This is a genomic window from Streptomyces sp. RLB3-17, assembly GCF_007113425.2.
GTDB classification, from domain to species: Bacteria; Actinomycetota; Actinomycetes; order Streptomycetales; family Streptomycetaceae; genus Streptomyces; species Streptomyces mirabilis_D.
This window is the reverse complement of record NZ_CP041610.2, coordinates 6,965,764-6,989,521: the sequence shown is the minus strand read 5'-3', so window position 1 is coordinate 6,989,521 and position 23,758 is coordinate 6,965,764. Positions and strand designations below refer to the sequence as shown.

General features: G+C 71.0%; 19 protein-coding genes. 8 read left to right on the top strand and 11 right to left on the bottom strand.

Annotation, left to right across the window (positions count from 1 at the left end):
* Nucleotides 1-33 precede the first annotated feature (33 nt).
* From FNV62_RS31750 to FNV62_RS31735, 4 genes are all read left to right on the top strand, one after another.
* Entirely contained in the window at nucleotides 34-471 is a 438-nt protein-coding gene (locus FNV62_RS31750) for a gamma-glutamylcyclotransferase (RefSeq protein ID WP_054233631.1), read from the top strand.
* A gap of 163 nt (nucleotides 472-634) precedes the next feature.
* Nucleotides 635-1,459 (top strand): purine-nucleoside phosphorylase, encoded by an 825-nt coding sequence (locus FNV62_RS31745; protein ID WP_060896436.1) that lies wholly within the window; start codon nucleotides 635-637, stop codon nucleotides 1,457-1,459.
* A 353-nt stretch (nucleotides 1,460-1,812) separates the two neighbouring features.
* Nucleotides 1,813-3,444, top strand: coding sequence for a phospho-sugar mutase (locus FNV62_RS31740; RefSeq protein ID WP_143627909.1), 1,632 nt, complete (start codon nucleotides 1,813-1,815; stop codon nucleotides 3,442-3,444).
* 188 nt (nucleotides 3,445-3,632) lie between these two features.
* A complete protein-coding gene (locus FNV62_RS31735) occupies nucleotides 3,633-4,865 on the top strand; it encodes a hypothetical protein (protein ID WP_373559511.1) in 1,233 nt (410 codons plus the stop codon).
* A 280-nt stretch (nucleotides 4,866-5,145) separates the two neighbouring features.
* Here FNV62_RS31735 and FNV62_RS31730 read toward each other — a convergent pair whose 3' ends face one another.
* From FNV62_RS31730 to FNV62_RS31685, 10 genes are all read right to left on the bottom strand, one after another.
* A complete protein-coding gene (locus FNV62_RS31730; RefSeq protein WP_143627907.1) occupies nucleotides 5,146-5,949 on the bottom strand; it encodes a hypothetical protein in 804 nt (267 codons plus the stop codon).
* Nucleotides 5,950-5,979: 30 nt separating this feature from the next.
* Nucleotides 5,980-6,867 carry a phosphate ABC transporter ATP-binding protein PstB gene (gene pstB / locus FNV62_RS31725; RefSeq protein WP_225900444.1) on the bottom strand — a complete coding sequence of 296 codons (888 nt, stop codon included), beginning with the start codon at nucleotides 6,865-6,867 and terminating at the stop codon, nucleotides 5,980-5,982.
* A 21-nt stretch (nucleotides 6,868-6,888) separates the two neighbouring features.
* Entirely contained in the window at nucleotides 6,889-7,830 is a 942-nt protein-coding gene (locus FNV62_RS31720; protein WP_143627905.1) for a sortase, read from the bottom strand.
* A gap of 87 nt (nucleotides 7,831-7,917) precedes the next feature.
* Nucleotides 7,918-9,336 (bottom strand): Ig-like domain-containing protein, encoded by a 1,419-nt coding sequence (locus FNV62_RS31715; protein WP_143651739.1) that lies wholly within the window; start codon nucleotides 9,334-9,336, stop codon nucleotides 7,918-7,920.
* Nucleotides 9,337-9,494: 158 nt separating this feature from the next.
* Nucleotides 9,495-10,484: a hypothetical protein gene (locus FNV62_RS31710; protein ID WP_097286004.1), complete on the bottom strand. Its 990-nt coding sequence runs from the start codon at nucleotides 10,482-10,484 to the stop codon at nucleotides 9,495-9,497.
* 170 nt (nucleotides 10,485-10,654) lie between these two features.
* Nucleotides 10,655-13,099, bottom strand: coding sequence for a hypothetical protein (locus FNV62_RS31705; protein WP_143627901.1), 2,445 nt, complete (start codon nucleotides 13,097-13,099; stop codon nucleotides 10,655-10,657).
* Nucleotides 13,096-14,829: a phosphate ABC transporter substrate-binding protein PstS gene (gene pstS, locus FNV62_RS31700; protein WP_225900443.1), complete on the bottom strand. Its 1,734-nt coding sequence runs from the start codon at nucleotides 14,827-14,829 to the stop codon at nucleotides 13,096-13,098. The genes FNV62_RS31705 and pstS overlap by 4 nt, the downstream gene beginning before the upstream one ends.
* The gene (gene pstA, locus FNV62_RS31695) at nucleotides 14,826-16,142 is read right to left on the bottom strand and encodes a phosphate ABC transporter permease PstA (RefSeq protein ID WP_097286002.1); all 1,317 of its coding nucleotides are present in this window, start codon (nucleotides 16,140-16,142) and stop codon (nucleotides 14,826-14,828) included. The genes pstS and pstA overlap by 4 nt, the downstream gene beginning before the upstream one ends.
* Nucleotides 16,143-16,156: 14 nt before the next feature.
* Nucleotides 16,157-17,086, bottom strand: a complete 930-nt coding sequence (gene pstC, locus FNV62_RS31690; RefSeq protein ID WP_225900442.1) for a phosphate ABC transporter permease subunit PstC — start codon at nucleotides 17,084-17,086, stop codon at nucleotides 16,157-16,159.
* Between the two features lie 323 nt (nucleotides 17,087-17,409).
* Entirely contained in the window at nucleotides 17,410-17,682 is a 273-nt protein-coding gene (locus tag FNV62_RS31685) for a hypothetical protein (protein WP_143602734.1), read from the bottom strand.
* A 608-nt stretch (nucleotides 17,683-18,290) separates the two neighbouring features.
* Here FNV62_RS31685 and FNV62_RS31680 point away from each other — a divergent pair.
* Nucleotides 18,291-19,049 carry a calcium-binding protein gene (locus tag FNV62_RS31680; RefSeq protein WP_143627899.1) on the top strand — a complete coding sequence of 253 codons (759 nt, stop codon included), beginning with the start codon at nucleotides 18,291-18,293 and terminating at the stop codon, nucleotides 19,047-19,049.
* A gap of 169 nt (nucleotides 19,050-19,218) precedes the next feature.
* On the opposite strand, the gene FNV62_RS31675 is transcribed toward FNV62_RS31680, so the two are convergent.
* Nucleotides 19,219-19,860, bottom strand: coding sequence for a PH domain-containing protein (locus FNV62_RS31675; protein WP_054233635.1), 642 nt, complete (start codon nucleotides 19,858-19,860; stop codon nucleotides 19,219-19,221).
* A 570-nt stretch (nucleotides 19,861-20,430) separates the two neighbouring features.
* Between FNV62_RS31675 and deoC the strand changes: the two genes are divergently transcribed.
* The 3 genes from deoC to FNV62_RS31660 are packed head-to-tail and all read left to right on the top strand — an operon-like array spanning nucleotide 20,431 to nucleotide 23,730.
* Nucleotides 20,431-21,381: a deoxyribose-phosphate aldolase gene (deoC, locus tag FNV62_RS31670; RefSeq protein ID WP_054233759.1), complete on the top strand. Its 951-nt coding sequence runs from the start codon at nucleotides 20,431-20,433 to the stop codon at nucleotides 21,379-21,381.
* A 5-nt stretch (nucleotides 21,382-21,386) separates the two neighbouring features.
* Nucleotides 21,387-22,829 (top strand): aldehyde dehydrogenase family protein, encoded by a 1,443-nt coding sequence (locus FNV62_RS31665; RefSeq protein WP_054233636.1) that lies wholly within the window; start codon nucleotides 21,387-21,389, stop codon nucleotides 22,827-22,829.
* Nucleotides 22,822-23,730 carry an aldehyde dehydrogenase family protein gene (locus FNV62_RS31660; RefSeq protein WP_097285999.1) on the top strand — a complete coding sequence of 303 codons (909 nt, stop codon included), beginning with the start codon at nucleotides 22,822-22,824 and terminating at the stop codon, nucleotides 23,728-23,730. The genes FNV62_RS31665 and FNV62_RS31660 overlap by 8 nt, the downstream gene beginning before the upstream one ends.
* Nucleotides 23,731-23,758 lie beyond the last annotated feature (28 nt).

Genomic DNA, 23,758 nt, shown 5'->3' with positions numbered 1-23,758 from the left:
GGCTCCTGTGCTCCCTGCCGTACCCTCGACCTCATGTCGCTCTACGCCGCGTACGCCGGCAATCTCGACCCGCGGCTCATGACGCGCCGCGCCCCGCACTCGCCGCTGCGCGCCACGGGCTGGCTGAACGGCTGGCGGCTGACGTTCGGGGGCGAGCACATGGGCTGGGAAGGCGCGCTGGTGACCCTCGTCGAGGCCCCCCGCTCACAGGTCTTCGTGGCGCTGTACGACATCGCCCCCCTGGACGAGGACTCCATGGACCGCTGGGAGGGCGTGGGCCTCGACATATATCGCCGGATGCGCGTACGGGTGCACACGCTGGAGGGCGAGGAGCCCGCGTGGGTGTACGTACTGAACGGGTACGAGGGCGGACTCCCCTCCGCGCGCTACCTCGGTGAGATCGCCGACGCGGCGGAGTCGGCGGGCGCGCCCCACGACTATGTGATGGAACTGCGCAAGCGTCCCTGCTGAGGGGCCCTTCCGCGCCCCGGGCGGCCCTGCCGGGGGCACCCCTGATGGGAAGCGCCGGTCCACCGCGTTCCCATCCCTTCGTCGGAAACGACAAGACAACGATCGCAAGACCGTGACCTCCGTCATCTACGCGCGTAGGCCTGGACCAGCTACCCTCATGCGCGTGAACGCATCTCTTCTTCCGGACGACATCCAGGGCGACCCCCACGCCGCCGCCGACGCCGCCGCCACCCGCCTGCGGGAGCTCACGGGCGCCGAGACCCACGACGTCGCGCTCGTGATGGGCTCCGGCTGGGCTCCGGCCGTGGACGCCCTCGGCACCCCCGAGGCCGAGTTCCAGGTCACCGAGCTGCCCGGGTTCCCCCCGCCGGCGGTCGAGGGGCACGGCGGCAAGATCCGCTCGTACAAGGTCGGTGACAAGCGGGCCCTGGTCTTCCTCGGCCGCACCCACTACTACGAGGGCCGCGGGGTCGCCGCCGTCGCGCACGGCGTGCGTACCGCCGTCGCCGCGGGCTGCAAGACCATCGTGCTCACCAACGGCTGCGGTGGCCTGCGCGCGGACATGCGCCCCGGCCAGCCGGTGCTGATCAGCGACCACATCAACCTGACGGCGACGTCCCCGATCGTCGGGGCGAACTTCGTCGACCTGACCGACCTGTACTCGCCGCGGCTGCGCGCCCTCTGCAAGGAGGTCGACCCCACCCTGGAGGAGGGCGTCTACGCGCAGTTCACCGGGCCGCACTACGAGACGCCGGCCGAGATCCGGATGGCCCGTGTCCTCGGCGCGGACCTCGTCGGCATGTCGACGGTTCTCGAGGCGATCGCGGCGCGTGAGGCCGGTGCGGAGGTTCTCGGCATCTCCCTCGTCACCAACCTCGCCGCCGGTATGACGGGCGAGCCTCTCAACCACGAGGAGGTCCTCCAGGCCGGCCGCGACTCCGCGACCCGCATGGGCGCCCTGCTCACCCAGGTCCTGGACCGCCTGTAGGGGTCCCATCCTCAACCTGGGGTGCGTTCTTCGACTGCGGGGCGGTGGGGGCTGGTCGCGCAGTTCCCCGTGCCCCTGGGGCACGGGGCTACGCCCTGGCGCCCCATCGGCCTGACGGCCCAGGCCTCATACGCCGGACGGGCTGGAGGCTTTCAGGGGCGCGGGGAACTGCGCGACCAGCCCCCACCGGCCGTCGGCCGAAAGACCACGGGCAGGCGGGGGACGCGGGGCGAAGCCCCGCCTGCAGGGGCGCGGGGAACTGCGCGGGCAACCCCCGCCCACCTGCGGCCGACAGACCCACCTCCTGGCCGGGTACACAGCAAGGGCAGCACAAACAGAGAGGTTCACCCGACGTGCAGGACGAACTCATCGCACGGGCCGAGGCGTGGCTCGCCGAGGACCCCGACCCGGAAACCCGCGAGGAGCTCGCCGAGCTCATCGCCGCCAAGGACGTCCCCGAGCTCACCGCACGCTTCAGCGGCACCCTCCAGTTCGGCACCGCCGGCCTCCGGGGCGAACTCGGCGCGGGCCCGATGCGCATGAACCGCGCGGTGGTCATCCGTGCCGCCGCCGGCCTGGCCGCGTACCTCAGGAAGCAGGGCGAGACGGACGGCCTCGTCGTCATCGGCTACGACGCCCGCCACAAGTCCGCCGACTTCGCCCGCGACACCGCCGCGGTGATGACGGGCGCGGGCCTGCGCGCCGCCGTCCTCCCCCGCCCCCTGCCCACGCCCGTCCTGGCGTACGCCATACGGCATCTCGGCGCCGCGGCCGGCGTGGAGGTCACCGCCAGCCACAACCCGCCCCGCGACAACGGCTACAAGGTCTACCTGGGCGACGGTTCGCAGATCGTCCCCCCTGCGGACGCCGAGATCGCCGCCGAGATCGCCGCCGTCGGCAGCCTCGCCGACGTCCCCCGCCCGGACTCCGGCTGGGAGACCCTCGACGAGGGCGTCCTGGACGCCTACCTGGCCCGTACGGACGCCGTCCTCGCCCAGGACTCCCCTCGCACCGCCCGCACCGTCTACACGGCGATGCACGGTGTCGGCAAGGACGTCCTGCTCGCCGCCTTCGCCCGGGCCGGCTTCCCGGAGCCCGCGCTCGTCGCCGAGCAGGCGGAACCGGACCCCGACTTTCCCACCGTCGCCTTCCCCAACCCGGAAGAGCCCGGCGCGATGGACCTGGCCTTCGCGAAGGCCCGCGAGACCGGCCCCGACCTGATCATCGCCAACGACCCGGACGCGGACCGTTGCGCGGTGGCCGTCAGGGACGGTGCCGACTGGCGCATGCTGCGCGGCGACGAGGTCGGCGCGCTGCTCGCCCAGCACCTGGTGAACCGCGGCGCGCGCGGCACCTTCGCGGAGTCGATCGTCTCCTCCTCCCTCCTCGGCCGGATCGCCGAGAAGGCGGGCCTCCCCTACGAGGAGACGCTCACCGGCTTCAAGTGGATCGCCCGGGTGGAGGGCCTGCGCTACGGCTACGAGGAGGCGCTCGGATACTGCGTCGACCCGGACGGCGTACGCGACAAGGACGGCATCACCGCGGCCCTGCTCATCACGGAGCTCGCCTCCGAGCTGAAGGAGGCGGGCCGCACCCTCCTCGATCTCCTCGACGACATCGCCGTGACGCACGGTCTGCACGCCACCGACCAGCTCTCGGTCCGCGTGGAGGACCTGTCCGTCATCGCGAACGCGATGGGCCGGCTGCGCGAGCAGCCCCCGACGGAGCTGGCGGGCCTGCCCATCACCGGGTCCGAGGACCTGACGAAGGGCACGGACACGCTTCCGCCGACCGACGGGCTGCGCTACACGCTGGACGGCGCCCGCGTCATCGTGCGCCCCAGCGGCACCGAGCCGAAGCTGAAGTGCTACCTGGAGGTCGTGGTCCCGGTGGGCTCGCACGCCGAGCTGCCCACGGCCCACGCGAAGGCCGCCGAGCTGCTCGCGGGGATCAAGCGGGACCTGTCGGCGGCGGCCGGCATCTGATCCCGCGTCTCGGATCCGGCACCTCGGATCCGGCGCCTCGGATCCGGCACCTCCGCGAGGGCCCGAGTCCAGGGCCCAGCCACGTACGGGTGATTTCCGCCCGGCAGTTGACGCAGCGCTCCGGTGCGCCACCATCCGACCGAGGAACGGTTGGCGGTAGCGCACCGCCGAGCCCCAGGAGCTGCCGCGTGTCCTCGACCGCTTCCCGGCCGACATCCTCCCCACCCCGGAACGCTCCCGGCGAATTCCCCGCGACCACGAACACGAACACGAGTACGGGCACCAGCACGCGTGCGCGCACAGGCACCCTGTGCGCCTTCCGCACCCAGCTGCGCCGGGCGGCCCCCGCCCTGCTCGCCTACGGGGCCGTACGCCTCGTGAGTCTGCTGTTCCTCACCCTGTGGGCGCACCATCAACACCACGGCGTGTGGCCCGTCCTGGCCACGCAGTGGGACGCGGACTGGTATCTGGGCATCGCCCAGCACGGCTACACCCACCACCTGGGCACCCGGTACGACGCGAACAACCTCGCGTTCTTCCCGCTGTACCCGTTGCTGGTCAAGGCGGCCGCGGTCCTGACCCCGGGTACGCGCGCCACGACGGGCCTGGCGATCTCGATCGTCGCCTCCTTCCTCGCCGCGTGGGGGGTCTTCGCCGTCGGCCACCATCTCCACGGCCGGCGGGTGGCCCTGCTGCTGACGTTCCTGTGGGCGGCCCTTCCGGTCGGCCTGGTCCAGTGGATGGGTTACACCGAGTCCCTCTTCACGGCGTTCGCCGCCTGGTCGCTGTACGCGGTGCTCACCGGCCGCTGGCTCTGGGCGGGCACCCTGGCGTCGTTGTCGGGCCTGACCCGCCCGACGGGCATCGCGGCGGCGGCCGCGGTCACCGTCACGGCCCTGCTCTCCCTGCGGCACCGCTTCTCGCCCCGCGTCCTCGCGGCCGCGGCCCTCGCCCCGGCGGGCTGGTTCGCCTACGTCGGCTGGGTGGGTGTGCGCCTGGGCCGATGGGACGGCTACTTCGCCGTGCAGCGGCTGTGGCACAACGACTGGGACGGCGGCGCGGAGACCCTGCGCCGTGTGCGGGAGGTCCTCGCGGACGACTCCAGGCCGGAGCTGTTCCTGGTGATGGTGACGCTCACGCTGATCGTGTCCGTGGTCCTCTACGCCCTGGGGGCCTGGGACCGGCAGCCGCTCCCTCTGCTGGTCTTCACCGGCGTCCTGCTGCTGATCGTGCTGGGCAGCGGCGGCGTCTACTTCCCCCGTGCCCGCTTCCTCCTGCCCGGCTTCCCGCTCCTGCTCCCGCTGGCCCTCCATCTGTCCCGCGCCTCAGCCCGCTTCCGGGCCCTCGCCGTGACCGCGGCCCTGCTGAGTTCGGCGTACTGGAGCGCGTACATGGCGCTGGTGTGGCCGAGCGCGCCCTGAGCCGGCGTCCGTACGGCACCACACCTGGATTCGAACGTCTCTCGATTCACGGGGAGTTGGGCTGTCGCATGCTTCTCGGCTGCCTGCTCCGTCCCCGCGCGTCCCACGCTGGAGGGAAGCGCGGATGTGCTCCTCACCCCCCTTGGACGCATCCGCCCGCCAGGTGTCCCGCGCCCCCCATCACTGCGATGGGCGGGACGCCGCGCATGGGCCGGACACGGGGTTCAGCCCGCCCCCCCCCAGGCAACTGAACCCCGTGTCGGGCTCCGGCCGCGCCGCCTCACACGCGCATGAGGTAGCTGAAGCCCGTGTTCGGGCCGACGCAGGACTGGAGCGTGAGGTCGCCCCAGTACAGGCCCTGGGACGGGGTGCCGCGGCCGGGGCTGAGGTAGTGGGCGTACACGCGGTACTCGAACGTGCCGCGTGGCGTCGTGGCCGTGACGACGGTGCCCACGGGCAGCTCGGCGAACCGCTCGAAGCCGCAGTAGTCGTGGCCGACGACGACGGCGGTACGCAGCGCGTAGCCGTCCTCCGTCCCCAGGTCGGGCCCCGTCCACTGCACGGCGTCGCGGCACGCGTCCACCGCGTCCTGCCCACCGCGTACCACCCGGGCCGACCAGGAGCCGATGCGCAGGGTGGTCGAAGCGTCCGGGCCACGCCGACCGAACGTCTCGGCACCGGCCGACGGCCTCGGTGACGGCTTCGCGGGCGTGGTGCCGGGGCGCGGCGAGTGGGACGGGGGTGGTGTGCGCGACAGGTCCGGGAGCTTCGTCGTCGGCGACACGGTGGGCGCGCCGGGGGACGGCGAGGCCTGCGGAGCGGGGTCGCGGGGAGGTGGAGTGGGGGTGGGTTCGGGCGTGCGGGGGCGGGCCGAGGTCCCGAGTCGGGTGGGCCCGGCCGCGTCCGGGGCTGTCCGCTCGGTGGGCGGGACGGACGCGGGTGGGCCCGCCGACGCCTTCTCAGGCGCTCCGGGGACGGCGCAGCCGGCGAGGGCGACGGAGGCGACAGCGGCCAGGAGGGCCGCGGTACGGGCCACCGCGCGGCCGGATCGTCCCTCGCTCGTCGCTCGGAGGGTGCCTGGCATCCGACGCCTCCGTTCGTGTGACCGGTCGTCCTATCCGAAGCGTCCGTTCACGTAGTCCGTCGTGCGGGGGTCCTGCGGGTTGTTGAACATCGCGTCCGTGGTGCCGTGTTCGACGATGGCGCCGGGGGTGCCCTGCTCGGCGAGGAAGAACGCGCACTGGTCGGAGACCCGGGCGGCCTGCTGCATGTTGTGGGTGACGATCACGATGGTGACCTCTTCGGACAGCTCGTGGATCGTCTCCTCGATGCGCCGTGTCGAGGTCGGGTCCAGCGCGGAGCACGGCTCGTCCATGAGCAGGACCCGCGGTCGTACGGCCAGCGAACGCGCGATGCACAGACGCTGCTGCTGGCCGCCGGAGAGCGCGCCGCCGGGCTGCCGGAGCCGGTCCCGGACCTCTTTCCACAGGCCCGCCTTCGTCAGGCACTCCTCGACGAGCCAGTCCTTGTTCTCGCGGCCGGCCTTGATGCCGCCGAGCTTCAGGCCTGCGGTGACGTTGTCGTAGATGGACATCGCCGGGAAGGGGTTCGGCTTCTGGAAGACCATGCCGATCTGGCGGCGGGCGTGGGTGATGCGGCGGCCGCGGTCGTAGATGTCCTCGCCGTCCAGCAGCACCCGGCCCGCGAGGGAGGCGGAGCCGATCAGTTCGTGCATGCGGTTGAGGATCCGCAGGAACGTGGACTTGCCGCAGCCGGACGGGCCGATGAGCGCGGTGACCTTGCGGGCGGGCATGGTGAGCGACACGTGCTCCAGGACCTTGTGCTCGCCGAACCAGGCCGAGATGGAGTCGGCCTCCAGGGTCGCCGGGTTGCTCTCGCCGGGGCCGGGGCCGGCGACGACGGGCCTGCTCGCCCTGGTGCTCCGCATCTTCACCGTCGGGTCGAGGATCTCGTCGACGAGCGTCGGGTTCGTGTCGGACATGATGGTGGAACTCCTCGTCGGTCAGAGCAGGTTGGGCAGCAGGCGGGTGGCGGCGCCGGAGACGGCGAGGCCGAGGGCGGTCAGCACGGGCACGCAGACGATCCAGGTCTGCCAGCGGCCCCACACGCGGTACGCGGCCATGGTGAGCAGGGCCGCGCCGAGCAGCCCCTGCGACCAGAGGAAGACCGAGAGCCAGGCGGCGTTCTCCGTGCCCAGGGCCTGCTCGGACTCGTCGATCCAGCCGAGCGCCAGCGGGCGGGGCGGGGCGGGCTGTACGGCACTCGCCAGGGTCGCGTCCAAGCGGAGGGTGCCGGAGGGGGTGTAGGGGGCGCCGTCGGCGGTGATGAGCGTGAGCCGGCCCTGGCCCTGCTTGAGCGTGGGCGGCAGCGGGTCGCCCTTGCGGCGGATGGAGGAGACCTTGTAGGTGGCGGTGCCCTGACCGGTCGTCAGCCGGATCTCGGTGCCGAGGGGCAGTTGGTGCAGGTCGTTGAACGGGCTGCCGTACCCCCACTGACGGCCCATGATGACGCTGGTGCCGGCCTGTCCCGGCAGCGGGGTGTCCCGGCGGTGGCCGGGGCCGGACATCAGCACACCGGAGGTGGTGCCCTCCCCCGCGACCTCCTTCAGGCCCAGCGCCGGGATGCGCAGCAGGGCGACGGGCGCGCCGGGCTCCAGCATCCTGCCGTCGTACCCCCGCTGGCCCACCGGTGCCGTTCCGAGGGCGAGTTGACGGCGGAACTCGTCGTACGCGGTCTGCTGGTCACGCGCGTGCTGGAGGTGGCCGACGATGGTGAGGTTGGCGGCGAAGCCGAGCAGCAGCGCGGCGAGCACGCACAGCGCGGCCCCGGCGAACGCGAAGCCGGGACGCTCGGCCCGCGGCGGCCCCGCTTCGGACCTGGGCTCGGGTGCGGGCGCCGGCACCGGCGGCGCGTCGGCCGGCGGGGGCGGGGACAACACGGTCACGGGGAGCGCTCCTGTGGAGAGGTGTGTGGTGGAGATACGAAGGCGCGGGCGGCGGGGTGGGGGCCCGCCGCCCGTGCTCCCGAGCCGCTACGAGCGGGGGTCGCCGAACTTCAGCAGCCCCTCGCGGCGGCCGTACCGCACGGCGAGGACGCCGGCCGTGACGAGGACGACGGCTCCGAGGCCGGAGAACAGCGCGATCTGGCTGCCGGTGGAGGCGAGCCCCCCGGTGGGCGAGGTCCCGCCGGAGGTGGAGTCGCCGCCGGTGCCGCCGCCACCGGTCGTGGTGGTGCCGGACGTGGTGCCGGACGAGTCGCCCGAGGAGCCGTCGGTCGGTTCACTGCTGGAACCGTCGGTGGGCTCGCCGGAGGGGGTGTCCGTCGGGGAGTCGGTCGGGCTCGCCGACGGGGACCCGGAGGACGGCTCGGGGACGGTGAAGTCCACCGCGCGCACGGGGTTCTTGCCGCCGGTGCAGTCCGGGCTGTAGTCCCAGTTGCTCGCCCCTGCCACGGCGTCGTCCGGCACGGTCAGAGTGGACCAGGTGACCGTTCCGCTCGCGTCGGCCGTCGCGGTGGGGAAGGTGGCGTCGTTGTGGAACATGGTCATCGAGTACGTCGCGTTCGGCTGGCATCCGCGGATGAGGACCTTCACGGTCTGGCCGCGCTGCAGCTCGGGGTTGTAGGCCAGCAGCTTCCCCGCGGCGTCGCGCATCTCGTATCTCGGCAGCTGCACGGTCACCGCGAAGGGCGCGGATTCCGAGGCTCCCCAGTCGGCGGCGTTCCCCGGAGTGAAGCGGGCCGTGACGCTGTGGTCCCCCTCGGCCGGCGTCGACGTCTTGAACTCGGCCTTGCCACTGGCGACCGTGGCCTGGCCCAGCGTGGTGGCGCCTTCCAGGAAGGTGACGGTGCCGGCCGCCGCCGCGGGCGACACCGTCGCGGTGAGCGTGGTCTCCTCGCCGGGCGCGACCACGGCGGGGGAGGCGGTCAGCGCGACCTGGGTGGCCTCCGCGCCTGTGCCGACCACCCAGTTGTCGCCGGTGACGGTGATCTTCTGGGTCCAGTACGGGTCGCCCGGCACGATCGAGTCGGGCGGAACGGCCCAGTCGTAGTTGTCCACGCACCGCAGGCGCAGCTCGTAGGTGCCGTCGCCCGTGATGGCGTCCGACAGGCTGCTGACCACCATCCCCGGGTTGTCCGCCGCGACCAGCGAGACCGCCGGGGTCGCCGCGGTGTAGGGGGCCTTGTTGGTGATCCCGTTGAGCGCCTTCACCTCGGTGCCGTCGGCCTTGACGACGTACAGGGCGAGGACGCTGTTCCAGTTGAGGTCCTCGATGGTGGCGGCGGGACACGCGCCGGGGATCGCGATCGAGCCGGCGATGGGCTGCGGGTCACTCATCCTGCCGCCGGCGGGCGTCATGGTGAACTCGCCGACGGACGCCGCCCGGGCAGGCTGGGACTGGGACATGGCCAGGACCACGAGGCCCAGGGCGAGTAAGGCACAGGCGGCCACGATCGCGGCCGCTCTTCGGAATGGTTGTGGCACTGTCACGGCGATGCCCCCCGGGGGACGGTTGACGGATTACGTTGACGGATGTCAGGGACAGCGCGTGGGGCCGGGCACCTGGAGGGTGCCCGGCCGTCACGCGAGGATCAGACGACGATCACGGATCACCGCTCGCCCGTGAGCGTGGTGGCACCGCAGTTGGACACGGCGCCGAAGCCGTAGGTCGCGATCGTGGAGGTGGCGGCGCAGACCTTCGAGCCCGAACCGACGAAGGTCCCGGCGACGACCGAGTCCGAGAGGTTGGCGGTCGGGACGACGTTGTAGACGTCGCGCAGGAAGCCGGGGTCGAAGGCCGTGTTGAGCGCGATCGCGGAGCCCGTGCCCGTGGTGGGCGCCAGGCCGTTGATGCTGCGCAGACGCGACTCACCGCGACGGTTCGGGACGTCGGAGAGGCCCTTGCCCTGGGCGATCCACTGGGCGATCGAGTACGGCATGAGCTGGTTGCCGTTGAGGATCGCCGCGCCGTTGTGCTCCTGGATGGTGCCGTCGACGCAGGAGCCGACCTGCGCCTCGGTGATCCCGATGGCCGACAGCCAGAAGGTCCGGGTACCGGAGCCGGACTGCGGCAGCAGCGGCTGCGCGTTCGGGAACTCGGTGGAGTTGCACTGGTAGATCGCGGCCAACTGCGCCTTCGTCAGGTTCGTCGGCAGCGTGCTGCCCAGGTCGGTGGCGTAGGTCACACCGTCCTTGGCGTACGGGATCCACGTGAGGTCCGTGGTGGTGGTGTCCACCGGGCCACGCGAGGAGCGGGCGAAGTCGATGCAGTGGGTACCGGCGGTGATGTCGGCGTTCAGCGCGTTGATACCGGCCGAGGAGCCGTCCGGGCGGGCGACGGTGTCACAGCCGGTCGCCTTGGTCTTCACGGTGGCGGTGCCGGTGGCGTTCCACGACGCGACGATCTTGCCGCCCGCGTTCGTGACGGCGTCGCCGATGCCGTTCATGACGTACTGCGTGGTGTCCGAGCCGACACCAGCCAGCTGACGGTAGTCGGTGACCGGGTTCGGGTCCGCCGAAGCGGGGGAGGCCAGGATGCCGAGACCGAGAGCCGCGACACCGAAAGCAGCGCCGACCTTGGCGCGAGACTTGACGTTCACTTCTGAACCCCTTGTTTTCTGGATTTCGAAGGCTGGCCGTTCAAGCAAAATCCGGATCTTTTTCCTGCCGGCCCGTCGGTCGGCCACCACAAACAATTCCAGGATTTCCGCGCGGTGACCAACCAATTCCCCGTGAGAGAAAGGTTACGGGCAGGCTTCCTAGGTGTCTCCTAGGGAGTCCGACGCTGCGCGAAATGCAGCATTATCGGACCCGAAAGTCCTGCCGCACCACCCAGGAACAGGACGACGAGAAGAATCCAGCGAATAACTCCCAGGATCTCTCCGGGGGTGAATCCGGCCTTGGCTTCCGCGACATTTTGCTGCGGCCCCGAGGAGGGAGGAGCGGAGCCGTTCACCGCGGCGGCGGAGTCCGAGGCCGAGGGGGTGGCCCCGCCGCCCGTTCCGCCCCCGGACGCTCCGCCGGTGCCCCCGCCGGAGGAGGTTCCTCCGGTGCCGGCTCCGGATCCGGGCCCTCCCGTGTCACCCTGGTTCGACCCGCCGGACGGAGGGCCGGTCGTGGTCGCGCCGCGCTCCAGGGCGTCGGCGGCGGTCCGGGCCTGCAGACGCTGCTGGGCCGGCAAGGGCGCGTAGCCGAAGGGCAGCTGGCCCGCCGACACGCCGAGCGTCTGGCCCGATCCCGCGGCGTACCTGATGAACCGGGCGTACGCCTTGCGAGCCTTCGCGTCCTGGTTCACCGAGGCCGCGGCGTAGGCGACGGCCGTCAGCGGATACGCCTGCCCCTTGGCGCGCGCCGGGTCGGGCTTGAGCACCGAAGCGTCCTCGGACGACGGCCGCATGGTCGCGACGTCGGCCGTGAGCGTGGCGGCCGAGGGCTTCACGAAGTTGCCGTCCGCGTTCCGCAGCGCCGCGGTCGTCAACCCGTAACGCTCCGCCGACGCGGCGTCGACGATCGCCATCACGGCGCGCTGACCCGACATGGGCGCGTCGTTGATGAGCTTGGCCGGCGACTGGGCGGTGTCCCCCGACTGCCACTGGATGGTGCGGGTGTTGTTGCCCCGGCGGGTTCGTAGGGCCCCGTCGTGCAGGTCGGCCGTGTACGGGTCCAGGTCGGTGATCGCGTAGCTGAGAGGGGGTGTCCCGTTGCCGAGGGCCGGCGTTGTCGTCGGGTCCACCTTGGGGTAGTCGGTCAGCGTGGTGTTCTCCGCCAGCTTGAGGTCCTGGAAATAGCGATTCACCCGCATCCCCCATCGGTCCTTCGTCCCGGAGAGGAAGCCTCGGGCGTCCGCGTCCGACTGGAGCCAGTTCCAGACGATCCGCGTGGTGTCGGAGGACTGCAGCGGAACCATGAGACTCCTCAGCTGGTGATTGGTCAGCCGAGGGAATCCAGGATTCAATTCCTTGAATTCCGGATCCGTGACGAGGGAAGTGCTGTTCCCTATCAGATAATCAGGGGTGGCGCCCAGCGTCACGTCTTCCGCATAGGAGTGGGTGAGCATCTTCGCCACGAGCCGCGGATTCAGTTTCATTCCCTGGACCACGCCGGACGGACCTTCTATGAAGAAGGCGATCGCAAGCCCGGACACCGCCACCGGCGCGTGCACGACCTTGGATCCGTCCTCCGGCCGGGCGACCGGGTCGACGGTGAAGCCCAGCAGGGGCGCGTCGGCTGACGTGCTCAGGACCTGGCCTCTGGCCTCCTCCTCGCCGCCCTGGGTGAAGGCGAACGTGTTCCCCGTGGACGAGCACAGCTTCGGCTGCCAGGAAGTGACGGCGTCGGTCATCAGTTCGGAGCCGACCGTGGGCAGCTCCGGCTGGCCCTGCGGACAGAACGCGTCGACCGGCTGGAAGTCCAGACGGACGACCATCCGCTGAGCCCAGTTCGTCGCGGACAGCGGCGAGCTCTGCAGTGAATTGCCCGCCTGGTTCGGCTTGGTGATCTCGGTGCCGTCCGCGTCGTGCGTGCCGCGCGGGACGACCACCAGCCAGCAGTGCCGCGGAACGGGGTCGCTCCCGGCAGGCGCCGTGTTCATGCCGCAGCCCAGGTGGGACGCCTGGATGCCGTCCTGCGCCTCGAAGGTCACCTCGCCCGTGCCGTCGGCATAGGTTCTGGCGAACCGCTGCTCGTTGGTGTCCAGCGGACCGAAGTAGGTGAAGTCGTGGGAGGACTTGGTGGGGGGCAGGTCACCGACCGGGCGGAACGGGACGAAGCCACCGGGGTACTGGGTCTCGCCCGGATCGGTGCCGACCAGCCGGCCGTTTCCGGCCCCGAGTATCGAGCCGTCGCCGCCGAAGACGCACTGATCACGGTCGGGCCCGGCTGGATCGTCGCCCCAACACTGCATGATCTGGAGGAAGTTGACGGCGGCGTTCTGTCCGTCGATCGTCGGCGCCCCGCCTTGCCAGGTGACCCGCACCCCCTGCGACCGCAGGTTCTTCGTCTGGTGGACGGTCACCTTCAGCTTGGAGAAGTCGTCGTACCTGCCCTGCTTCCCCGTCACCGTGACCGCGGAGTCCTCCCCCGCGCCGTCCGCCGCCGCGGCGGAGGTGGCGGCGGACGGCAGCGGGAGCAGGGCCAGGACCAGCGCGGCCAGCAGCGCGCTCACGGCGGCGACGACGCGCCGCCGGGAACGGGACATCGCGGTCATCGCAGTCATGCCACACCCCCCTTGCGGCGGGCGCGGTGGGACATCATGCGCCCGATCAGGGGTGGCCCGACGACCACGCCGATCAGGAGCACGGCCGACAGTGCCATCAGCACGGTGCGCAGACCGAGGGCGTCCCCGGTGCCGAGGGAGACCGGGCTGGCGGCGACCGAGGTGTCGCCGGTGCCTCCGTCGCCGCCGAGCACCTGGCCCGTGTCGGGGTCGACGACGCCACCCGCCGTCGTCCCGCCCGTACCGCCGGTGCTGCCCGCCGTACCGCTGCCGCCGGTGGTGGTACCGGCCGTTCCCGTCGCGCCCGATCCGCCCGTCGCACCGGAACCGCCGGACGTGCCCGAACCTCCGGTCGTACCCGAGCCGCCCGAGCCCGAGCCGCCGCCGGACGTGCCGGAGCCGCTCGGCGAGGTGGGCTGCTTGGCGCCGCCGGTGCCGGTGGCGCACTGGTCCGAACCCTTCTTGTCGCACGCCGCGGGATACGGGGCGTTCTGGGCCAGGAGGTTCTTCCCGTCACTGGAGAACGTCGGGTTGTTGCAGTTCTTGATGTTGATGTTGTCCGTCACGGCGCCGGGGATCCTGCGCACCTGCTCCATGGCCGCCTGCACGAGGTTGATCGGCAGCGGCGAGTAGCCGAGCCGGTCGGCCAGTTGCTGGCCCTCGCAGAGGAAGTAGTTGTCGAACGCGCTCAGCGTGGCGCCCTTGGCCTTGGTGAACCCCATCTCCTCCTTGGTCGGGACGATCATGTAGCTGTAGCTGGACAGCGGGTAGGTACGCCGGTCGCCGTACGTGTAGACCCCGTCCAGGTTCTGGGTGAGGTAGTTGGCGGACCGCGAGTCGTTGTTGATCTGCGCCTGGGTCAGGGCGACGGCCACACTGGAGGCGGTCGGCTCGACGTAGTACCCGGACTTGTTGAGGACCTTGACGACCGGGAAGCCCGCGTTCCTGGCGTAGGAGTACTCGACGTAGGTGATGGCGCCCTCGGCCTGGGGCTGCTTGGTGTAGCCCGCGACGCCGAGCGAGCCGGACTGGGCGACGAAGCCCGAGCCGGGGATGTTCGGGAAGTACGACGTCAGACCGCAGGGCGTGGGCTTGCCCGCCCGACGGCAGTAGTCGTTCCACAAGGTGCCGTACTGCTTGGACATCCACAGGGTGAACTGCGCGGTGGTGCCGGAGCCGTCGGAGCGGATGACCGGGACGATACGACGGGCGGGGAGGGCCAGCTTGGGGTTGTCCGCCCTGATCTCCGGCGCGTTCCACATCGTGAGCCCGCCGGTGAAGATCTTGCTGAGGACCTCCCCGGACAGCCGCAGGTTGGTGACCCGGTTGCCGCCGATCTTCAGGTTGTACATGAACGACGTACCGCCGGCCACGATCGGCATGTAGGCGTACTTGCGCTGCGGCGGAGTGTCGGTCGTACCGAACTCCTTGAGGCCGTAGGGGATCTCGGACACACCGAAGTCGGAGGTGCCGTTCGCGAACTGGGTACGTCCGACCGACGAGCCCACCGACGCGTAGTTCACGGTCATGCCCTGCTGGCGTACGTTGCGCCGCCACTGCTCGATGGCGTTGGCGCTCCATGTCGAGCCGGAGCCACTGATCTTCACGTAGGTGACCGCGAAGGCACCTGGCGGATGTACGGCCATGAGCGCGCAGACCAGTGCGACGACCAGCGCCAGCGCCTGGTACACGCGCACGCTGCGCGGACGACGGACGGGTGCGGATATCACGGGGTGCTCCTCGTCGATGCGGGACTGGTCGAGGCGGGACCGGCGGACGGCCGGCCGGCGGTTGCGTACACGTCGAAGCGCTGCGCGTCACGGCGGGACGCCCTGACCCGGCGGTGCTCCTGACGGCGGGTCAGCTTGCCCGGCCCGCGGCCGCCGACGACGCGGGCCGCGACGAACAGGACGAGCACCAGCACCAGAAGCACCGCCGCGGTGCCGAAGCCGCGGGCGATGTAGGTGGGCTCGGGGGACTCGACGAGCTTGAAGGCCGCCAGCGGCAGCGACACCATCGGGTCGTGGAGCGGGTTGGTGTTGAGCTCCTGGGTGAAACCGGCGGTCAGCAGGACCGGCGAGGTCTCGCCCACACCGCGCGCGGTGCCCAGGATGACCGCCGTGGTCAGCCCCGACCGCGAGGTGGGGAGCACCACGTGCCAGACCGTGCGCCACCGTGAGGTGCCGAGCGCGTAGGACGCCTCGCGCAGCGTGCCGGGGACCAGCCGGATCACCACGTCCGCCGCGCGGATGATGATCGGCAGCATCATCACGGAGATCGCGAGCCCGGCGGCGAGGCCGGACTGTCCGAAACCGAGGCTCAGGATGAAGGTCGCGTAGATGAACAGGCCGGCCACGATGGATGGCAACGCTGTCATCGCCTCGACGATGGTGCGGACGAACCGGCTGAAGGCGCCGGGGACCTCGTTGAGGAAGACCGCGCACACCAGCCCGGTCGGTATGCAGATCACCAGGGCGATGGAGATCTGCCACAGCGTGCCGACGATGGCGTGCGCGATGCCGCCGACGCCGAGGGGCTCCAGCGGACCCGCGTCGGCCATCGACTCGGTGTAGAAGTTCAGGTGCGGCAGCGCCTCACGCCCCTCGTAGAGGGTGTAGACGACCACGAAGGCCAGCACGGTCAGCATCACCAGACCGAGGCTCTGGACGATCGCGGCGGCCACCCGGTCACGGACCGCGGGACCGTCCTCGTCGAAGGAGACAAGCAGCGCGTACAGGGCGATGAAGAGCGCGTAGGCGATGACGACGAAGCCCAGGGCGCCGTTGAAGGGCAGCAGCCGGTCGAAGATCAGCCAGGTCAGGGCGAGGGACGCGGCGCCGGCGCCGAGCATGGCGTACACGTCGGTGGCGCGCAGCGTGGAGAGGTTGCGGCGCGAGTCTCCGCGCGTTGAACCCCCGCCGGGCCGGCGTCCGGGCAGGTGGGTGGCCGGGGCCTGGGGCGGCGCCTTCGGCGCACCCGCGGGGCTCGGATCGGCCCCCGGCCCCTGGTCGCCGGGCGGGCTCTGTGGAGCGGTGACGGTCATCGGGCTCGGTCTCCTCAGGAGTCGCTCGTCGCGCCGGAACGGCTGCGGGCGACGATCGACGAAGCGGCGAAGTTGACCACGAGGGTCATCAGGAAGAGCGCGAGGCCTGCGGCCATCAGCGCCGACATGCCCATGGGGCTCGCCTCGCCGTAGCGCAGGGCGATCAGGGACGAGACCGAGCTGGTGCCGTTCTGCAGGATGTGCGGCTGGATCACGAACACCGGCGAGATGATCAGGTACACGGCGATGGTCTCGCCGAGTGCCCGGCCCAGGCCCAGCATGGTGCCGCCGATCATGCCGCCCTTGCCGAAGGGCAGGACGACGCTGCGGATCATGCCCCAGCGGTTGGCGCCGAGCGCGTACGCGCCCTCCCGCTCGCCGACCGGAGCCTGCGAGAAGACCTCCCGCACCACCGAGCAGATGATCGGCGCGACCATCAGGGACACGACCATGCCCGCGATGAAGGTGGAGGAGGTGTAGACCGTCGCGGTGGCGAGCGGGTCCCTCGGATCGGCGCCGTCGACCTTGAAGAGGGGGATCCAGCCGAAGTAGGTCGAGATCCAGCGGGACACGGTGACCACGTGCCCCTGGAAGAAGAACAGGCCCCACAGGCCGTAGACGACCGACGGCACGGCCGCCATCAGGTCCACGACGCTGATGAGGGTCTGGCGGATCCGCGGCGGCGCGTACTCGGAGATGTAGAGCGCGGTGCCGAGCGCCAGCGGTACGGCGAACACGATGGCGACCATGGCTATCAGCACCGTTCCGACGAGCACGGCCGCGATGCCGAAGTGCCCGCCTTCGGGCTCCCACGCCTCGGTGGTGACGAAGTCCCACTTCGCGACCGACAGCGCCTGCCAGGCCCGGTACGTCAGGAAGCCGCCGACCAGCAGCATGATCGCGAGGACCAGGCCGCCGCCGCCGCGCAGGACGCCCCTGAACACGCGGTCGGGCAGCCCCCGATCGGGGTGCAGGCGTCTCGGAGGGTCGTCCCCCGGAACCACGGATCGCTCAAAGATTCGCGTTGTCACATGGGACGACACTCCTGACGCGTGATGGACGCACGCACACACGAACGTGAACGAGACGCCCCCGAGGGGCAACTTCCGGTGTTGACGTGAACGCGGCGAAAGGAGAACACGTGAGGGGCTGGGGTGCGCTCTTGTGGCGCTCCCCAGCCCCTCACGTACACGGTCGAGCCGTCAGCCCCGTCCGTTCGCTCGGGGTCGCCCCGTCACTCGGGCCCCCATCACTCGGCGTCGTCCCCTCACTCGGCCTCGTCCCACGGGATCACCCCACCCGACCCGAGCTCGGCCAGGAGAGCCCGGAAACGTTCGTAGGCGGCCTGGCACGTCGAGTGCCGCTCGTAGGCACGCGAGGACACGGCCACGGCGCCGCCGGTGCCGTCACGCAGCCGCCAGACCCATCCACTGCCTTCCGCGGTGTGGTGCACCGCGCCGGGTAATTTCCCGATGTCGGCGCACAAGCGCTCGAACGCCGCACGGCACTCGCCGTAGTTCCGGTACGTCCTCGCGGCCACGGCGATCACCCGCCCGTTCGTGGCGGTGAGCCGCCACGAGTAAGTGCCATCTGCACCTATATCTATTTGGCAGCGCGTGCCTGGTACGGCCGCGCCCCCCATTCTTGCCGCCATCCATCCCCACTCCTGTATCCCCATATCAGGAAGCCGCATGAGTCGACGCGGATTCGTCGGTCATGCGGCACACGCAGATTAGTGAGACTAAAGAGAAACTTGATCCACACGTGAAACACATTTCACGCGAAGGTTGCCCCTCGTTCATGCAGTCGACCATCAGGTCACCTCAAGAGCGGGCGAATTCATCGACGCGCCGACGGGGCGCCACCCCGGGGCGCCCCGCCCTCCCGGCCCACCACGAAGAGGGGTGGTACACGTAGGTGGCCTCCAGGTCCGCTGAAATTTGAACCGAATTTCCCCTTCGGCTTTCCACGGAAACGGCGCACTCGATATTCGCGCGCATTCCCTTCACCGGGAAATCAGCGACTCGCACAACCCTCATACGAACGTTCCGAAATCCCATGGCAACGAGTACGCTGCACACGTCAATTCGGGCCTGCCGGTGTGAAATTGACAGGCCGCGGCATTCACATTGGGGAATTCGCATGCGTATGAGTTCAGCTGTCGCCGCTGCGTGTGGCGTCGCCCTGTCCGCCCTCACCGTTCCGGCCGCGCACGCGGACGAGAGGTTCGGCGACACCGACATCACCGGCGTGGTCGTCAACGACGGCAACCCCGTCGTCGTCGGCACCGGCGCGAGAACCGTCACCGCCGAGGTCACCGCGACCGACCCGTCCGGTCTCCAGCAGGTCAACGCCACGCTCTACCACGGCCCCTTCGGCGCCCCGGACAGCACCGTCGCCTCGACGGCGGCCTGCGGTCCGACGGTCGCCACCACGATCACCTGCACCCTGACCTTCACCCTGACCCCCGGCACCGCCCCGGCCGACGACTCGCTGGCCGGCGACTGGCACCTCAGCGCCTACGCGATCGCCCCCGACAGCGACGCCGTGTTCCTGGACAGCGCCGCCACCGTCAGCGTGCTGCGCGACAGCCAGGTGAGCGTCGACGCCACTCCCAAGCCGGTGAAGTGGGGCCGCGTCCTCACCGTCACGGGTGGCGTGCGCAACGCGGACTGGGCGACCGGCACGTTCGCCGGCGCCGAGGCCGGCCGACCCGTGAGCCTGCAGTTCCGCCCCAAGGGCAGCAGCACGTACTGCACGCTCAAGAGCGTGCCGACCGCCGCCGGCGGCGCCCTCTCCACCACCGTCCGCGCCTACACCGACGGCTCCTACCGCTGGTCCTACGCCGGCACGGCGGACACCGCGGCGGCGGTGTCGGCGGGCACCTTCGTCGACGTGGTGGGCTGACTCCGGTACGAGCGGCGCCGGGCACCCCTCGGGGGCGGCCCGGCGCCGAACGGGACCGGGAACACGGGCGGCAGGACCCGGAACGTGGGCAGTCCGATGCCGTACGGGGCGACGGGTCGGGGTCGGCTCTGCGCGACGACGGACACCGGTCCGCCGCACCGCCCTGGCGTCACCCCACCGCCAGCAGGATCACCAGGACCACGGCCCCCGCGAGCGCGGGACCCATGACCTCGTACGCCCACCGCACGCTCACCTCGCCCTGCGCGCCCTCCGAGGCCGCCCGGGCCTCGGCGAGTTCGCGCAGGTCGTCCATGACCTGGTCGGAGTGCGAACGGGTGGGCCCGCTCGCCACCGAGGAGGTGCGGCCGCTGCTGTCGGCGGCGGCGCTGCGCGCCTGCCGTCGGGCCGCGGCCTTGCGGGCGCGCAGCGAGACGGGGATCGCCCAGAGCTGGAACTTGGTGCCCTCGGCGTCGACCACCTCGTTGGAGTACCCGGAGCGCAGTGAGGCGACCTTGCTCCAGGGCAGCACGACGACACGGAACGGGTTACGCACGCGCAGCCGGTCCTCGTTGGCGTAGACGGCGGGGCGCAGGGTGAAGGCGGCCACCAGCGGAACCAGGAGGATCAGCGCGGCGAGTGCCAGCCAGGGGGTGCGGCCGTGGCCGGTGACCAGCGCGTCGATGCCGAGCCAGCCCGTGATGGCGAGCAGCAGTACGCCGCCGGCGATACCGGCGTGCGACCGGTAGATCCGGTCCTGCGACTCGGGTCGCGGGGCGTCCGGCACGGGTGGCTGGTCATCCGGGGTCGTCATGCCTCCGATTCTGCCCGACGCCTCCTGAACACTTCCTTCACCCCCGCCCCACGCCGCCGCGTCGCCACGGGTGGGCGGGGATTCGTTCGTCTACGGGTGGACAAGGACTGATCGCGCAGTTCCCCGCACCCCTGGGGACGGGGCCGCGCCCCGGATCCCCATCCGTGCCGATTGCCTTGCCCACGGGCCGATGGGAACCGATCGCGCGGTCCCCGCGCCCGGGCGGAGCCGCGCCCCGAATCCCCGGCCACACCTGGTCGCCCGGCCGCGGGCGAGTGGGGGCCGGTCGCGCAGTTCCCCGCGCCCCCAAAAGCCTGGGCGCCCCCGGCGTTCGAGGGCGAGCCCTTCGGGCGATGCGGGGATCCAGGGGCGAAGCCCCTGACGGGGTGCAGGGCAACCCCCGGCGGAGTCGAAGGGGCCGAGCCCCTGGGATTATGGATTCCCCCTGCTCGAGCGAAGCCGAGAGCTTGAGGGAGGGTCGGGGCGGGAGATGTCCGGGCGTGCGCTGCCCCACACCCACCCCCGGGGGTGTACAGCCGCTACGCGCGTAGATATGCTCAGCTCGTGACCATGCCCACCACTGCACCCGCACTCGGCGACGTAACCGCGTCGGACAGCACGCTGCGCCGCTTCCTCCACGGGCTCCCCGGCGTCGACACGGTCGGCCTGGAGGCGCGCGCCGCCTCGCTCGGCACCCGTTCCATCAAGACGACCGCGAAGGCGTACGCCATCGACCTCGCCATCTCGATGGTCGATCTGACGACGCTGGAAGGCGCGGACACCCCGGGCAAGGTCCGGGCGCTCGGCGCCAAGGCGGTCCACCCCGACCCCACGGACCGTACGACGCCCACCACCGCGGCCGTCTGCGTGTACCCCGACATGGTGGCCACCGCCAAGGACGCCGTCGCCGGCTCCGGCGTGAAGGTCGCCTCGGTCGCCACCGCCTTCCCGGCCGGCCGCGCGGCCCTCGACGTGAAGCTCGCCGACGTACGCGACGCGGTCGCCGCCGGCGCCGACGAGATCGACATGGTCATCGACCGCGGGGCGTTCCTCGCGGGCAAGTACATGAAGGTGTACGACGAGATCACCGCCGTGAAGGAGGCCTGCGGGACCAGCGCCCGCCTGAAGGTCATCTTCGAGACCGGCGAGCTCTCGACGTACGACAACATCCGCCGCGCGAGCTGGCTCGGCATGCTGGCGGGCGCGGACTTCATCAAGACCTCGACCGGCAAGGTCGCCGTCAACGCGACCCCGGCGAACACGCTCCTCATGCTGGAGGCGGTCCGCGACTTCCGCGCCCAGACCGGCGTCCAGGTCGGCGTGAAGCCCGCCGGCGGCATCCGCACCACCAAGGACGCCATCAAGTTCCTGGTCCTGGTGAACGAGACCGCGGGCGCGGACTGGCTGGACAACCACTGGTTCCGCTTCGGCGCCTCCTCGCTCCTGAACGACCTGCTGATGCAGCGTCAGAAGCTGGCCACCGGCCGCTACTCCGGCCCCGACTACGTGACGGTGGACTGATCACCATGGCATCCGCATCCGCATTCGAGTACGCACCGGCGCCCGAGTCCCGCTCCGTCGTCGACATCGCGCCCTCCTACGGCCTGTTCATCGACGGCGAGTTCACCGAGGCGGCGGACGGCAAGGTCTTCAAGACCGTCTCCCCCTCCACCGAAGAGGTCCTGTCCGAGGTCGCCCAGGCGGGCGCGGAGGACGTGGACCGCGCCGTGAAGGCCGCCCGCAGGGCCTTCGAGAAGTGGTCGGCCCTGCCGGGCTCCGAGCGCGCCAAGTACCTCTTCCGCATCGCCCGGATCATCCAGGAGCGCAGCCGCGAGCTCGCCGTCCTGGAGACCCTGGACAACGGCAAGCCGATCAAGGAGACCCGCGACGCCGACCTCCCCCTGGTCGCCGCGCACTTCTTCTACTACGCGGGCTGGGCCGACAAGCTCGACCACGCCGGCTTCGGCGCGAACCCCCGCCCCCTGGGCGTCGCGGGCCAGGTCATCCCCTGGAACTTCCCCCTCCTGATGCTGGCGTGGAAGATCGCCCCGGCGCTGGCGACCGGCAACACGGTCGTCCTCAAGCCCGCCGAGACGACCCCCCTGTCCGCCCTGTTCTTCGCGGACATCTGCCGCCAGGCGGGCCTGCCCAAGGGCGTCGTCAACATCCTCCCGGGATACGGCGACGCGGGCGCCGCGCTCGTCGAGCACCCCGATGTGAACAAGGTGGCCTTCACCGGCTCCACCGCCGTCGGCAAGGCGATCGCCCGCCAGGTCGCGGGCACGGACAAGAAGGTCACCCTCGAACTCGGCGGCAAGGGCGCGAACATCGTCTTCGACGACGCCCCCATCGACCAGGCCGTCGAGGGCGTCGTCACCGGCATCTTCTTCAACCAGGGCCAGGTCTGCTGCGCGGGCTCCCGTCTCCTCGTCCAGGAGTCGATCCACGACGAGCTGCTGGACTCGCTCAAGCGCCGCCTGTCCACCCTGCGCCTCGGCGACCCCCTGGACAAGAACACGGACATCGGCGCGATCAACTCCGCCGAGCAGCTGTCCCGTATCACCTCGCTCGTCGAGCAGGGCGAGGCCGAGGGTGCCGAGCGCTGGTCCCCGGCCTGTGAACTCCCCTCCTCCGGCTACTGGTTCGCCCCGACGCTCTTCACGAACGTCACCCAGGCGCACACCATCGCGCGCGACGAGATCTTCGGCCCGGTCCTGTCCGTCCTCACCTTCCGGACCCCCGACGAGGCCGTCGCCAAGGCCAACAACTCCCAGTACGGCCTCTCCGCCGGCATCTGGACCGAGAAGGGCTCCCGGATCCTCGCCGTCGCGAGCAAGCTGCGCGCGGGCGTCATCTGGTCCAACACGTTCAACAAGTTCGACCCGACCTCGCCGTTCGGCGGTTACAAGGAGTCGGGCTTCGGCCGCGAGGGCGGTCGCCACGGCCTGGAGGCGTACCTCGATGTCTGAGAAGACCGACAAGACCGAGCAGCAGCGACTGAGCGTCTTCAAGACCTACAAGCTGTACGTGGGCGGGAAGTTCCCGCGTTCCGAGAGCGGCCGGGTGTACGAGGTGACCGACTCCAAGGGCAAGTGGCTGGCCAACGCGCCGCTCTCCTCCCGCAAGGACGCCCGTGACGCGGTGGTCGCCGCCCGCAAGGCGTTCGGCGGCTGGTCCGGCGCGACGGCGTACAACCGCGGTCAGATCCTCTACCGCGTCGCCGAGATGCTGGAGGGCCGCAAGGACCAGTTCGTCCGTGAGGTCGCGGACGCGGAGGGCCTGTCGAAGTCCAAGGCCGCCGCGGTCGTCGACGCGGCGATCGACCGCTGGGTCTGGTACGCGGGCTGGACCGACAAGATCGCCCAGGTGGTGGGCGGCGGCAACCCGGTCGCGGGTCCCTTCTTCAACCTGTCCACCCCGGAGCCGACGGGCGTCGTCACCGTCCTCGCGCCCCAGGAGTCGTCCTTCCTCGGCCTGGTCTCGGTGATCGCCCCGGTGATCGCGACCGGCAACACGGTGATCGTGATCGCGAGCGAGAAGTCCCCACTCCCGGCGCTGTCTCTGGGCGAGGTGCTGGCGACCTCCGACCTTCCGGGCGGTGTCGTCAACGTCCTCTCCGGAAAGACGGCGGAGATCGCGGCGCCCCTCGCCGCGCACCAGGACGTCAACGCGATCGACCTCGCGGGCGCGGACGACGTACTGGCGAAGGAGCTGGAGATCGCCGCGGCCGACAACCTGAAGCGGGTCGTCCGTCCACAGGCTGTGGATTATTCACGGACGCCCGGCATCGAGCGCCTGACGGCCTTCCTGGAGACGAAGACGGTCTGGCACCCGACGGGCGCGCTCGGCGCCTCCGGCTCGTCCTACTGAGCGTTTCCCCGTGCCCCGTCCCGGGGCA

Coding starts and splice junctions, on each gene's coding strand:
- pstB (WP_225900444.1), bottom strand. CDS start 6,867: ATGTCCGACACGAACCCGACGCTCGTCGACGAGATCCTCGACCCGACG.
- deoC (WP_054233759.1), top strand. CDS start 20,431: ATGCCCACCACTGCACCCGCACTCGGCGACGTAACCGCGTCGGACAGC.
- FNV62_RS31675 (WP_054233635.1), bottom strand. CDS start 19,860: ATGACGACCCCGGATGACCAGCCACCCGTGCCGGACGCCCCGCGACCC.
- FNV62_RS31665 (WP_054233636.1), top strand. CDS start 21,387: ATGGCATCCGCATCCGCATTCGAGTACGCACCGGCGCCCGAGTCCCGC.
- FNV62_RS31730 (WP_143627907.1), bottom strand. CDS start 5,949: ATGCCAGGCACCCTCCGAGCGACGAGCGAGGGACGATCCGGCCGCGCG.
- FNV62_RS31680 (WP_143627899.1), top strand. CDS start 18,291: ATGAGTTCAGCTGTCGCCGCTGCGTGTGGCGTCGCCCTGTCCGCCCTC.
- pstA (WP_097286002.1), bottom strand. CDS start 16,142: ATGACCGTCACCGCTCCACAGAGCCCGCCCGGCGACCAGGGGCCGGGG.
- FNV62_RS31705 (WP_143627901.1), bottom strand. CDS start 13,099: ATGACTGCGATGACCGCGATGTCCCGTTCCCGGCGGCGCGTCGTCGCC.
- FNV62_RS31750 (WP_054233631.1), top strand. CDS start 34: ATGTCGCTCTACGCCGCGTACGCCGGCAATCTCGACCCGCGGCTCATG.
- FNV62_RS31660 (WP_097285999.1), top strand. CDS start 22,822: ATGTCTGAGAAGACCGACAAGACCGAGCAGCAGCGACTGAGCGTCTTC.